The organism is Peribacillus sp. TE19612, from assembly GCF_056279465.1.
This window is the reverse complement of record NZ_JBWCCL010000023.1, coordinates 1-11,704: the sequence shown is the minus strand read 5'-3', so window position 1 is coordinate 11,704 and position 11,704 is coordinate 1. Positions and strand designations below refer to the sequence as shown.

At 41.2% G+C, this 11,704-nt stretch carries 14 protein-coding genes and 11 tRNA genes; 24 read left to right on the top strand and 1 reads right to left on the bottom strand.

The genetic code is table 11. The features are described from left to right. The first annotated feature begins 68 nt into the window (after positions 1 to 68). The 12 genes from alr (at position 69) to ACZ9AO_RS24780 (ending at position 9,591) form a co-directional block, all read left to right on the top strand. Entirely contained in the window at positions 69 to 1,253 is a 1,185-nt protein-coding gene (gene alr, locus ACZ9AO_RS24835; protein WP_476110991.1) for an alanine racemase, read from the top strand. Positions 1,254 to 1,413: 160 nt separating this feature from the next. After that, positions 1,414 to 1,695, top strand: a complete 282-nt coding sequence (locus tag ACZ9AO_RS24830) for a CopG family ribbon-helix-helix protein (RefSeq protein WP_034306380.1) — start codon at positions 1,414 to 1,416, stop codon at positions 1,693 to 1,695. A 7-nt stretch (positions 1,696 to 1,702) separates the two neighbouring features. Beyond that, positions 1,703 to 2,053 carry a type II toxin-antitoxin system PemK/MazF family toxin gene (locus ACZ9AO_RS24825; RefSeq protein ID WP_034306610.1) on the top strand — a complete coding sequence of 117 codons (351 nt, stop codon included), beginning with the start codon at positions 1,703 to 1,705 and terminating at the stop codon, positions 2,051 to 2,053. 414 nt (positions 2,054 to 2,467) lie between these two features. Next, positions 2,468 to 3,295 (top strand): RsbT co-antagonist protein RsbRA, encoded by an 828-nt coding sequence (locus ACZ9AO_RS24820; RefSeq protein ID WP_048682050.1) that lies wholly within the window; start codon positions 2,468 to 2,470, stop codon positions 3,293 to 3,295. A 2-nt stretch (positions 3,296 to 3,297) separates the two neighbouring features. Next, positions 3,298 to 3,654 (top strand): STAS domain-containing protein, encoded by a 357-nt coding sequence (locus ACZ9AO_RS24815; protein ID WP_048682053.1) that lies wholly within the window; start codon positions 3,298 to 3,300, stop codon positions 3,652 to 3,654. Between the two features lie 3 nt (positions 3,655 to 3,657). Continuing rightward, the gene (locus ACZ9AO_RS24810) at positions 3,658 to 4,059 is read left to right on the top strand and encodes an anti-sigma regulatory factor (RefSeq protein WP_048682056.1); all 402 of its coding nucleotides are present in this window, start codon (positions 3,658 to 3,660) and stop codon (positions 4,057 to 4,059) included. Positions 4,060 to 4,068: 9 nt separating this feature from the next. Next, a complete protein-coding gene (locus tag ACZ9AO_RS24805) occupies positions 4,069 to 5,079 on the top strand; it encodes a PP2C family protein-serine/threonine phosphatase (protein WP_048682059.1) in 1,011 nt (336 codons plus the stop codon). A gap of 59 nt (positions 5,080 to 5,138) precedes the next feature. Then, on the top strand, positions 5,139 to 5,471 hold the full coding sequence (locus tag ACZ9AO_RS24800) for an anti-sigma factor antagonist (RefSeq protein WP_034306369.1): 333 nt from the start codon (positions 5,139 to 5,141) through the stop codon (positions 5,469 to 5,471). Then, positions 5,468 to 5,941, top strand: coding sequence for an anti-sigma B factor RsbW (gene rsbW, locus ACZ9AO_RS24795; RefSeq protein WP_034306366.1), 474 nt, complete (start codon positions 5,468 to 5,470; stop codon positions 5,939 to 5,941). The genes ACZ9AO_RS24800 and rsbW overlap by 4 nt, the downstream gene beginning before the upstream one ends. Further along, entirely contained in the window at positions 5,919 to 6,707 is a 789-nt protein-coding gene (sigB, locus tag ACZ9AO_RS24790) for an RNA polymerase sigma factor SigB (RefSeq protein WP_034306363.1), read from the top strand. Before rsbW ends, sigB begins: the two co-directional genes overlap by 23 nt. Then, on the top strand, positions 6,704 to 7,315 hold the full coding sequence (locus tag ACZ9AO_RS24785; RefSeq protein ID WP_251544078.1) for a SpoIIE family protein phosphatase: 612 nt from the start codon (positions 6,704 to 6,706) through the stop codon (positions 7,313 to 7,315). The genes sigB and ACZ9AO_RS24785 overlap by 4 nt, the downstream gene beginning before the upstream one ends. 92 nt (positions 7,316 to 7,407) lie before the next feature. Then, positions 7,408 to 9,591 carry a Tex family protein gene (locus ACZ9AO_RS24780; protein ID WP_318293182.1) on the top strand — a complete coding sequence of 728 codons (2,184 nt, stop codon included), beginning with the start codon at positions 7,408 to 7,410 and terminating at the stop codon, positions 9,589 to 9,591. Positions 9,592 to 9,665: 74 nt separating this feature from the next. Here ACZ9AO_RS24780 and cmpA read toward each other — a convergent pair whose 3' ends face one another. After that, the gene (gene cmpA, locus ACZ9AO_RS24775; RefSeq protein WP_089364909.1) at positions 9,666 to 9,785 is read right to left on the bottom strand and encodes a cortex morphogenetic protein CmpA; all 120 of its coding nucleotides are present in this window, start codon (positions 9,783 to 9,785) and stop codon (positions 9,666 to 9,668) included. A gap of 83 nt (positions 9,786 to 9,868) precedes the next feature. Between cmpA and ACZ9AO_RS24770 the strand changes: the two genes are divergently transcribed. The 12 genes from ACZ9AO_RS24770 (at position 9,869) to ACZ9AO_RS24715 (ending at position 11,608) form a co-directional block, all read left to right on the top strand. Then, positions 9,869 to 10,348 (top strand): SprT family protein, encoded by a 480-nt coding sequence (locus ACZ9AO_RS24770; protein ID WP_476110984.1) that lies wholly within the window; start codon positions 9,869 to 9,871, stop codon positions 10,346 to 10,348. Positions 10,349 to 10,480: 132 nt separating this feature from the next. Beyond that, positions 10,481 to 10,555: transfer RNA gene (locus ACZ9AO_RS24765), tRNA-Asn, on the top strand. 6 nt (positions 10,556 to 10,561) lie between these two features. Continuing rightward, positions 10,562 to 10,652 (top strand) — tRNA-Ser (locus tag ACZ9AO_RS24760). Positions 10,653 to 10,672: 20 nt separating this feature from the next. Continuing rightward, positions 10,673 to 10,744, top strand: a tRNA-Glu gene (locus ACZ9AO_RS24755). Positions 10,745 to 10,769: 25 nt separating this feature from the next. Further along, positions 10,770 to 10,845 (top strand) — tRNA-Asp (locus ACZ9AO_RS24750). An 80-nt stretch (positions 10,846 to 10,925) separates the two neighbouring features. Further along, positions 10,926 to 11,000: transfer RNA gene (locus ACZ9AO_RS24745), tRNA-Gln, on the top strand. 10 nt (positions 11,001 to 11,010) lie between these two features. Then, positions 11,011 to 11,086 (top strand) — tRNA-Lys (locus ACZ9AO_RS24740). Between the two features lie 9 nt (positions 11,087 to 11,095). After that, positions 11,096 to 11,177 (top strand) — tRNA-Leu (locus ACZ9AO_RS24735). 59 nt (positions 11,178 to 11,236) lie between these two features. Then, a tRNA-Leu gene (locus ACZ9AO_RS24730) sits at positions 11,237 to 11,322 on the top strand. 18 nt (positions 11,323 to 11,340) lie between these two features. Continuing rightward, a tRNA-Arg gene (locus ACZ9AO_RS24725) sits at positions 11,341 to 11,417 on the top strand. Between the two features lie 7 nt (positions 11,418 to 11,424). Beyond that, a tRNA-Pro gene (locus tag ACZ9AO_RS24720) sits at positions 11,425 to 11,501 on the top strand. A 33-nt stretch (positions 11,502 to 11,534) separates the two neighbouring features. After that, a tRNA-Gly gene (locus ACZ9AO_RS24715) sits at positions 11,535 to 11,608 on the top strand. The last annotated feature ends 96 nt before the right edge of the window (positions 11,609 to 11,704 follow it).

Sequence of the window (11,704 nt, the reverse complement as noted above, 5' to 3'; positions counted from 1 at the left end):
TTCTAGCGGTTGGTTATAGAATGGTCCTATAATGAAACGAAAACTTCGCTACTGGGAAGAATCTTATGGTGAGTGTAGGAAAGAAGGAAAAGGTCTTGGAAACGAAAATATTTCATCGAGATACGTGGGCAGAAGTAAATTTGGATAATATTTTTGAAAATATCTCTTCAATGAAAAAAAGTCTGAGAAAGGGCGTTAGTCTTTTCGCTGTCGTTAAAGCCAATGCTTATGGCCACGGGGACTATGAAGTGGCTAAAACGGCGCTTGATGCGGGGGCGGATTTTTTAAGTGTAGCTTTTTTGGATGAGGCTCTTGCCTTACGGAAAAAAGGTATATTGGCTCCGATTCTTGTCCTTGGGGCTTCTAGGCCTGAAAGTGCAGCGCTTGCTGCCGAGCATGGGATTTCCGTGACGGTTTTCGATGAAGCATGGTTGGAGAAGGCAAAGGATTTGTTGAAACCGGGACAAGTTTTGCAAATCCATGTAAAAGTGGATAGCGGCATGGGGAGAATCGGCATTCGAGATAAAGGTAAACTCATGAAAGTGGAAAGTTTGCTTAAGAGGGAAGCTTGTTTCAATTTCCAAGGGATATTCACTCATTTCGCGACTGCGGATGAAATGAAGACGGACTTATATGAAAAGCAGCTTGCTTTCTTTAAAGGGATGCTTTCCGAATTGACGGGAAAGCCGGAATATGTTCATGCAGCCAATAGTGCAGCTTCTTTAAGGTTCACCGATTCAGAATGGAATGCAATAAGAATGGGGATTTCCATGTATGGTTTGAGTCCTTCCATGGAAATGAAGCCGATATTGCCATTTCCATTAAAACAGGCTATATCATTGAGAACGGAGATGGTCGCGGTTAAACAGCTTGCTAAGGGTGAAAGCGTTAGTTATGGAGCGACTTATACGTCTGAAGGTGATGAATGGATTGGAACTTTGCCAATCGGGTATGCTGACGGTTGGATCCGTAAGCTGCAAGGTCAGGAAGTTCTTGTGGATGGAAAAAGAGTGCCCATAGTCGGAAGGATTTGCATGGATCAATGCATGATCAAGCTGCCTGGACCATACCCTGTAGGAACAGTGGTCACATTAATCGGGAATGATGGGGATGAATCGATTACTGTCGATGAGATAGCGGCAAAACTGGAAACGATCAACTATGAGGTGACATGCATGATAGGAGCAAGAGTGCCCCGCATATATATGAAAGACAATCAGATGAATCATGCACGCAACTTCATTTTGGAATGAGCGGATTGTAAAAAAATCCTAAGATTGTGAATAAGATTTCCTTTATTATGCTGATAATAGGATTGAGAATAGAATATACTCTTTGCAGATAGGCAATTTAATGGTAATATTGAAAAGGATATATAATAAAGGTGTGTAGTGATGGTGGAGGTGTATGTTTGTGTCTGAATCCAGCGCAACAAGAGAGATATTAATTCGATTACCTCAAAATTTTTTAACAGAGTTAGACGGGTATGCGAGTGAGGAAAATGTGAATCGCAGTGAATTTATTTATCGTGCCACAAAAATGTATCTTCGCGAACGTAAAAAGAAAGAGTTTCGTGAATCGATGAAACGCGGTTATATTGAAATGGCGGCCATTAATTTAACGATTGCTTCTGAAGCCTTCCAGGCTGAATTCGAGGCTGGTCATTGCGTTGAACGATTAGTTAGCGGAGGCTGAGCCATTGATTGTTGTTAAGCGTGGTGACGTATACTTCGCAGACCTTTCCCCGGTAGTCGGTTCAGAGCAGGGTGGAACCCGTCCGGTACTAATTTTACAAAACGATATTGGTAATCGCTTTAGTCCGACTGTGATCGTGGCAGCCATTACAGCTCAAATTCAAAAAGCGAAATTGCCTACACATGTTGAGATTAATGCAAAAAAGTACGGATTCGAACGGGATTCCGTCATTTTATTAGAACAGATCCGGACTATCGATAAGCAGCGTTTAACTGATAAAATTACGCATCTTGACGAACCGATGATGCAAAAAGTCAATGAAGCTTTGCAAATAAGTTTAGGCCTCATTGAGTTTTAAAGAAAATTTTTCCCGTTAAACCGGGCGTTATTATAATACAAATCATTCTTGATATTATTTAGATGGCACGATTCCTGTACTATGGGAATCGTGTTTTTTTTATGAAATAACATAAACATGTGTCCAAAAAGTAAACAGGGAGGAAATATGAAAAATTTGACGAATAAAAACATTATACAGTTAGATATTGGATGGAATGTCATTGTTTTTTATGGTATCTCCCTAACTTTTCATTAATTTATGTTTTTCTTACCTGAATTTCGGGTATGTAGTTATGTTGTAAATACCTAAAAAAAGCAAAAGTGCAGTGGAGAAACTCGAAGGAATTCCAAATGGAAATAACATTACAGTTAGTTAACATCCTTGTGACGTGGACAGGGAAACATAGCAATTGTGTTAGAATGGGAGGATATTATGAATCAATTGGTTTACGATTTTATTAAGCAAAATCAAGATTACATCCTTACTGAGTGGATGGGCATCATGAAGGAAAGTACGGACGAAAGATTAATTAAAGTTGTCTCAGATCGAATGTTCACGCAAACGAGCAGTGAATTTATAGATATGATCATCACGAACGTTGATAGTAAAAACAAGGAATTCACATTGAAGCTTTCAGATTTTGCCGAGAAAGTCGTCCAATTGGGATGGCCTCTTACTTTCGTCAATGAAGGACTTCATAAGTTCACGTTAATTGTCATTAATGGAATGGTAGAAAAGGGTCTCGTTACTCCTGATAATCAAGTCAATCTCGTTAACCATTTGGATAAATGGGCGACACCGATAAATAATGAAATAGTCAATATATATACTCAAACTTGGGAAAGAACCGTTTCCATGCAAAAAATAGCGTTGCAAGAACTTTCGGCACCGCTCATTCCTGTATTGGAAGGAATTACGGTAATGCCGCTGATTGGTACGATTGATACGGAACGTGCCAAACAGATAATGGAAAACCTGTTGACTGGCGTGGTTAAGCATAGATCTGAAGTCGTTCTTATTGATATTACGGGCGTACCGGTCGTGGATACCATGGTTGCCCACCATATCATTCAAGCTGCTGAAGCAGTCAGATTAGTGGGCGCCAAATGTATACTATGCGGCATCCGCCCTGAAATAGCTCAAACCATCGTTAATCTTGGCATTAATTTAAATGAAGTGATTACAAAAAATACGTTGAAAAAAGGGATAGAAGTTGCGTTGGAATTAACGAGCCGTAAGATCGTAAAGGTGGAGGGATAAGTATGAGGATTCCGATATTAAAGCTTTATGACTGCTTGTTAGTCTCTATACAGTGGGAATTGGATGATGTGACAGCCCTTCAATTTCAAGAGGATTTACTGCATAAGATTCATGAAACAAGCGCGAATGGCGTTGTTATAGATATTACCTCAATAGATTTTATTGATTCTTTTATCGCAAAGGTATTAGGCGATGTCTTTAGCATGTCTAAGCTTATGGGGGCCAAAGTTGTAATTACGGGAATCCAGCCTGCTGTTGCAATAACATTGATTGAACTAGGAATTAGTCTCGATGATGTTCTGACAGCATTAGACTTAGAGAAAGGCCTGGAGAAATTACAACAGGAATTGGGGGATTAAAGAATGGAGTTCCAATCCTGCGTAAAAATCATAAATGAATGGGACATCGTAGCTGCAAGGCAGCTCGGAAGAAATGTCGCTAAAGAGTTGGGGTTCGGTACTGTAGACCAGGCGAGAATCACAACGGCCATTAGCGAATTGGCCCGAAACATATACCTATATGCTGGACAAGGCAGTGTTAGCATAGAAAAGTTGAATATAAATGGGAAGTCAGGATTGAAAATCATTGCAGAAGACCAAGGGCCGGGAATTGAGGATATCCGCAGAGTCATGGAAGATGGATATACCACCTCAGGGGGGCTGGGGGCAGGCCTTCCTGGAGCCAAACGTTTAATGGATGACTTTGATATTGAATCGATACCAGGTGAAGGGACTAAGATTATCGCGACGAAATGGCTCCGTTAGGGGGGGACTATGGATATTAGGGAGAACATGGAGAAAAAGTATCATGAGGCGCTTTCTACTTATCTTAAAGACCAAAATGAGCAGGCACTCTATCAAGGGCAGAAGATTAGCCGCCTACATATCAAATACAATATATCTCCAGAAGAAATCATAAGTATGCATAAAAATAACTTAATGGAACTTTACCCGGAATTACCGGGAAAAGTATTGGATTCTTTCGATTTTCTGCTAGAAGTCATGATGGGCTACGGCATTGCATACCGTGAACATCAAAGCCTCAGACATCAACAGCAGGAACTGAAAACGGAAATCGAGATAGCGGCAAACGTTCAACACACTCTTTTGGAAACGGAAATTCCTGATATCAAAGCTCTTGAAATTGGGGCGATCAGTGTTCCTGCGAGGCAGATGAACGGGGATTACTATCACTTCGTCCAGGATGAAAATGAGCGTATAGGGGTAGGGATAGCCGATGTCATAGGAAAAGGGATCCCTGCTGCGCTGTGCATGTCGATGATCAAATATGCGATGGACAGTCTTCCGGAGCATCGTCATGAACCCAATAGTGTACTTGAGAGCTTGAACCGGGTTGTGGAGCATAATGTTGATCCAAGCATGTTCATAACCATGTTCTATGGTTTATATGATCCGCATGACAGGCAATTTTCCTATGCTTCAGCCGGACATGAACCTGGATTTTACTATGACGCAGCTACAGGTACTTTTAGCGATTTGGATGCAAAGGGCTTGTTGCTTGGCGTTGATAAAAAAACAAGGTATCGCCAATATGAAAAAACGGTGAATCGTGGAGACATGATCATTTTATTATCTGACGGAGTAACGGAGTGCCGCACGAATGATGGGTTCATAGAAAGGGAAACGCTTATTGGTTTGATTAGAAAGAATATGCATTTGCAAGCCCAGGAAATGGTGAATAATATATATAAACAATTGGAGAAAATGCAGAATTTCCAACTGAGGGATGATTTTACATTAATAATTTTAAAATCAAATGTTTAGTATTGTTTCTGCTGGGTATAGATATAGGAATGAAGAGGATTTGAAGAGGTGGGTCAAGGATGAATATAACAGTAGATGTTAATGAATTGAATACTGAATTTAATGTAAAACTAAAAGGTGAAATCGATGCTTATACTGCGCCGAAACTAAGAGAATCATTATTTCCAATTTCAGAGCAGGAAAATGTTTCGATTACTATTGATCTAACTGAAGTTTCGTATATGGATAGTACGGGACTTGGGGTATTCGTCGGTGCTTTTAAAAGCGTAAGGGCACATAATGGCGAGTTCACGTTAGTTGGATTATCGGAAAGGTTACGACGTTTATTTGATATAACAGGTCTTGCAGATATCATTGATATAAAAAGTGGTACAGAGGGTGGGTTAGAATGAGTCAAGTATATGATTACATCGAAATGAAAATACCTGCAAAACCAGAATTCATCGGTGTCATTCGTTTAACGCTTTCTGGAATTGGAAGCCGGATGGGATTTGCGTATGATGAAATAGAGGATTTGAAAATCGCTACCAGTGAAGCTTGTACAAATGCGGTACAGCATGCATATAAGGATTCTGAAAAAGGTGAAGTGAAAGTAAGTTTCGGCCTTTATCCTGACCGTTTGGAGGTCATGGTTTCCGATAGTGGCAAGAGCTGTAATTTCGAGGAGGTTCGTCAAGGGCTAGGTCCATACGAAAATGGACAAAAAGTCGAACTTTTGAGAGAAGGAGGCTTGGGTCTTTACCTTATTGAAACTCTGATGGATGATGTAAAAATTCATCAGCATGATGGGGTTACTGTATTTATGACTAAGTTTTTAGAAGGAGAGCAGGTGGAGATGGATGCAAAAACAGTCTCAACCTAATCAGGCACAAAGAGAACAGGTAAATGAATGGATCAGAGCTTACCAGCAGAATCAAGATGAAGAAGCGCAGAGTAATCTCGTCATCCATTATAAAAGTTTGGTTGAAACAATCTCCCGTAAGTATGCGAAAGGGAAATCATTTCAGGAGGATATCTCCCAAGTCGGCATGATTGGTCTATTAGGTGCCATTCGACGATATGATGAATCCTTCGGCAAGAGCTTTGAGGCATTTGCCGTCCCCACTATTATCGGGGAAATCAAAAGGTTCCTTCGTGACAAAACATGGAGTGTCCATGTGCCAAGGAGAATTAAGGAACTAGGTCCGAAAATCAGGGTGACTGTCGAGGAGTTAACGACAACTCTGCACCGTTCACCAAGAATAGATGAAATAGCCGATAGTATAGGCGTGACCGAGGAAGAAGTTTTAGAGGCGATGGAAATGGGAAAAAGCTATCAAGCTTTATCCGTGGATCATTCTATTGAGGCGGATTCTGATGGCGGCACTGTCACATTGCTTGATATATTCGGAAATGTCGATGAAGGTTTTGAAAAGGTCAATCAGCGTCTTGTGCTTGAAAAAGTGCTTCATGTGCTGAGTGACCGTGAAAAGATGATCATTCAACATACTTATTTAGAGAATTTAAGCCAGAAAGAAGCTGGCGATAAGCTTGGGATTTCCCAAATGCATGTGTCAAGGCTCCAACGCCGCGCGATCAAGAAACTTCAAGAAGCCATTAATGCTGAAAACTCGGAGTTAATTCAGTGATAAAAGATATTCTGAGGGGAGAAAAAATAGAAGTCCTTGTCTCTCAATCGTCTAAAAACGGGATGGTTTACTGTGGCGATGATTACTTTTTTCTTCATACGGAAGAATACTTTGTATGTGTCCTGGCAGATGGGCTAGGCAGCGGGAAAAATGCATACGATTCATCCCATGCCGTCATCGAGGAAGTTAAACGTAATCATGATTTGGATGTGGAAGCATTAATGGCAGTGTGCAATCAAGTTTTAGTCGATAAACGGGGGGCAGCCGTTTCCATTTTGAAAATCTTTTATGACAAGAATGAATTTGTATACAGTTCAGTGGGTAACATCCGCTTTTTCCTGTATAATCCAAGCGACGATAAACTCGTTTACCCTTTACCTGTTACAGGGTATTTATCCGGCAGGAAACAAAAATACAGGACGCAGAGATACAAATATGAACCAAATGCAAAATTCATTCTTCATTCCGATGGTTTGGAACTTAAGGGAGCTAAGTCTTTTTTAAAAAGGCTGGTCCCTATCGATAAGAACGCCCAATGCATATTAAAAAGCAGTCCATTAACTGCAGATGATACAACTTTCATTTTAGGAAGCTTACTTTCGCCATGATTCGGAAGTGAGCTTTTTTGTATGGAATTCGCAACTTCATCGCTCATTTGCTAGACTATATATATTAGATCAAAAGGTTGGAGGTATACAAAATGATCGTTATAGAAGATACATTAAAAGAATTGATAAAACAAATATCCAATGAGCTGACTTTGAAAAATCATCAGGTCCAAAACGTCATACAGATGCTGCAAGAGGGGAATACTGTCCCTTTTATCGCACGGTATAGAAAAGAAATGACTGGTTCACTTGATGAAGTGCAGATTCGTTCCATTATGGAAAGATGGAACTATCTAGAAAACCTTGGCCAGAGGAAAGCGGAAGTTACGCGTTCAATTGGTGAACAGGGAAAATTGACGGAAGAATTAACAAAACAAATCGAGAAGGCAACAAAACTGCAGGAAGTCGAGGATTTATACAGGCCATTCAAACAAAAAAGGAGAACGAAAGCGACAGTTGCTAAAGAAAAGGGTCTTGAACCACTGGCTAATTGGCTTTTGGAATGTCAAATGCATCCTCGAGTCAGCGAAAAAGCAGCTGAATTCATATCGGCAGAAAAAGAAGTTCCTTCTATTGAAGAGGCTATTGCAGGTGCGCAGGATATCATAGCTGAACATATTTCCGATGATGCGGAATTAAGGAAGTGGATAAGGGCTGAAATTTTCAAAGCTGGAAAAGTGGTTTCAACTGTGAAAAATGAAGAGAAAGACGAGAAAAAAATCTTTGAAATGTACTATGAATATGAGGAGCCGGTTCAAAGAATCGTACCACATCGGGTATTGGCGCTGAATAGAGGTGAAAAGGAAGAGGTTTTGCGAATTTCCATTCAGCCCAGGACTGAAGTCATCATTGGTCATCTGGAACGTAAAATCATTAAAAATAACAAATCTGAAGCCCAAGTTGTTCTTAAATCTGCGATTGAGGATGGACTTAAGCGTTTGATCATGCCTTCTGTAGAGCGGGAGATCAGAAAAGAGCTGACGGAAAAAGCGGAGGATCAAGCTATCCACATTTTTTCTGAAAACCTCCGGAACCTGCTCTTGCAGCCTCCGCTTAAAGGAAAAGTGGTCCTCGCCTTAGATCCGGCATATCGGACTGGCTGTAAACTTGCTGTCATTGATGAAACCGGAAAGGTACTCGATATCAGTGTAATCTATCCGCATCCTCCTGCTGCGAAACTTCATGCTGCCCGTGAAAAAACGATCGAAATACTTCAGCGGTTCTCGGTTGAGATCGTGGCAATCGGCAATGGTACGGCATCACGTGAATCAGAGCAATTCATTGCAGATATTCTAAAAGAAGTGAAAGGGAACATTTCATATATAATTGTTAATGAAGCGGGAGCTAGTGTGTATTCAGCTTCGGATATTGCCCGTGAAGAGTTTCCGGACCTTCAAGTAGAACAGAGAAGCGCCGTTTCGATAGGCAGAAGGCTTCAAGATCCCCTTGCTGAACTTGTAAAAATTGATCCGCAATCGGTGGGAGTAGGCCAGTATCAACATGATGTGTCTCAGAAAAAGTTAACGGAATCCCTCACCTTTGTAGTGGAAACAGCTGTTAACCAGGTGGGTGTTAATGTCAATACCGCTTCATCGTCTCTATTACAATATGTAGCTGGTTTATCAAAATCGGTTGCTCAAAATATTGTGAAGAAAAGGGAAGTGGAAGGGAAGTTTTCAAGCAGGAAGGAATTAAAGAAGATTCCCCGGCTTGGTGCCAAAACATATGAACAATGTATAGGGTTCTTACGTATCATTAATGGAGATGAACCTTTAGATCAAACCGCGATACATCCTGAGAACTACAGTGCCGTGAATAAATTATTGAAGAAAATGGGATTCACATCTGATGATTTAGGCAGTGATGCACTGAATGAAGAGTTAGGTAAATTAAATCCGGCTGATTTGGTCAATGAATTGGAAATTGGGGAAATTACGATTAAAGATATCATCGATGATTTGATGAAACCGGGAAGAGATCCTCGGGATGAGTTATCAAAACCGCTGCTTAAGCAGGATGTACTAAAAATGGAGGATCTGCAAACTGGGATGGAATTACAAGGTACAGTGAGGAATGTTGTGGATTTTGGTGCGTTTGTGGACATCGGTGTTAAACAGGATGGACTGGTGCATATTTCTAAACTGAGCAACCGGTTTGTAAAGCACCCATTGGATGTAGTTGCCGTTGGGGATGTTGTCACAGTCTGGGTCGAACTTGTTGACTCCCAAAAGCAAAGGGTATCTTTAACGATGCTCGAGCCAAAGGATCAAAACTAGCCTCAGGTAAGCTCCTTCTATATTAGAAGGGGTTTTTTTGAAATGATGTATTTATACTTGGAACAATGTCGAATCTATAACCTGAGACTTTCTTTCTTTTGATAAAAAAACCAACATTGATTCAACATCTTCACTTGATAATAATCCTTTTCATAAAAGGCTTTGCGGATTTGATTCTGGAACCAATTAGGCATAGCTTTTCCTCCCTTAGTTTCCTATTGTATTATTAGTCTATGTTATAATGGGTTGTCATGTTACCAAGGAAAGGGAGGGGGAAATGGATAATCGTCAATTGCAAAAGCTAGTAGAAGAAATTTCGTTGAAAGACTTTAAAAAGGCCTTTAGACACCAAGCGAGTTTTAATCCGCGTCTCCGGACAACAGGAGGACGATACTTGCTCCGTTCACACAATATAGAAATAAATAAGAAGTATCTTGATGAACGCGGTGTGGAAGAAATGATTGGAATCATTAAGCATGAATTGTGCCATTACCATCTGCACATCGAGAAGAAGGGGTACCAGCATCGTGATGCGGACTTTAAGCATTTACTCAAAAAAGTGGGGGCACCGAGATTTTGCGAGCCGCTGCCATCTAACCAATTTAAGAAAAAGATGAATACAATTCAATATAAATGTGAAGAATGTCAGCAGGTATATATAAGAAAAAAACGAATCGACACTACCCGTTTCGTTTGTGGTAAATGTCGTGGGACATTGATTTACCAAGGGTTTAAGGAGCAAAAAACAAAGAAATAAAAAAACACAAAAGAACTCTTGACTTTAGGTTGCAACCTCTTTATAATCATAAGAGTCGACAAGATAACAACTTGTCCTTAACGACAAACACTAAGGTCCTTGAGCGTGAAAAAGGAACCCAATTTTCATTATTCCGCAGTAGCTCAGTGGTAGAGCATTCGGCTGTTAACCGAACGGTCGTAGGTTCGAGTCCTACCTGCGGAGCCATTTTTTGGGGAAGTACTCAAGAGGCTGAAGAGGCGCCCCTGCTAAGGGTGTAGGTCGCGTAAGCGGCGCGAGGGTTCAAATCCCTCCTTCTCCGCCAGTTACACATTTTTATATCAAGGCCCATTGGTCAAGCGGTTAAGACACCGCCCTTTCACGGCGGTAACACGGGTTCGAATCCCGTATGGGTCACTTTCTTATACACAATCAAAATACTGGTCCCGTGGTGTAGCGGTTAACATGCCTGCCTGTCACGCAGGAGATCGCGGGTTCGATTCCCGTCGGGACCGCCATTTTTTCTTTAAAAAACACTTGCCAAATAAATATTATCGTGATATAATATTATCCTGGCTGTTAATTAGTATTTGATTATTGGGCTATAGCCAAGCGGTAAGGCAACGGATTTTGATTCCGTCATGCGAAGGTTCGATCCCTTCTAGCCCAGCCATTTTTATTTAGAGCCATTAGCTCAGTTGGTAGAGCATCTGACTTTTAATCAGAGGGTCGAAGGTTCGAATCCTTCATGGCTCACCATTTATTTTCGCGGGTGTGGCGGAATTGGCAGACGCACCAGACTTAGGATCTGGCGCCGCAAGGCGTGGGGGTTCAAGTCCCTTCACCCGCACTGATATTTTTCTTCTTGACATCAAGTTGAAAAGGTGTTAAACTTACAAAGTCGCTTTCGCGGTCGTGGCGGAATGGCAGACGCGCTAGGTTGAGGGCCTAGTGGGGGAAACCCCGTGGAGGTTCGACTCCTCTCGGCCGCACCAATAACATCATAGAAATTAGCGCCCGTAGCTCAATTGGATAGAGCATCTGACTACGAATCAGAAGGTTGTAGGTTCGACTCCCGCCGGGCGCACCATATTTTACGGGAAGTAGCTCAGCTTGGTAGAGCACTTGGTTTGGGACCAAGGGGTCGCAGGTTCGAATCCTGTCTTCCCGACCATTCTTTCTTTCTGAAAATACTTTAAAATTAAATGCGGGTGTAGTTTAGTGGTAAAACCTCAGCCTTCCAAGCTGATGATGAGAGTTCGATTCTCTTCACCCGCTCCATTATTGCTCTTTGAAAACTGAACAAAACAAAGCGCCAACGTTAAATTTTAAGTGAGCACACACTATCAAAAAAGCAAATGAGCAAGTCAAACATTT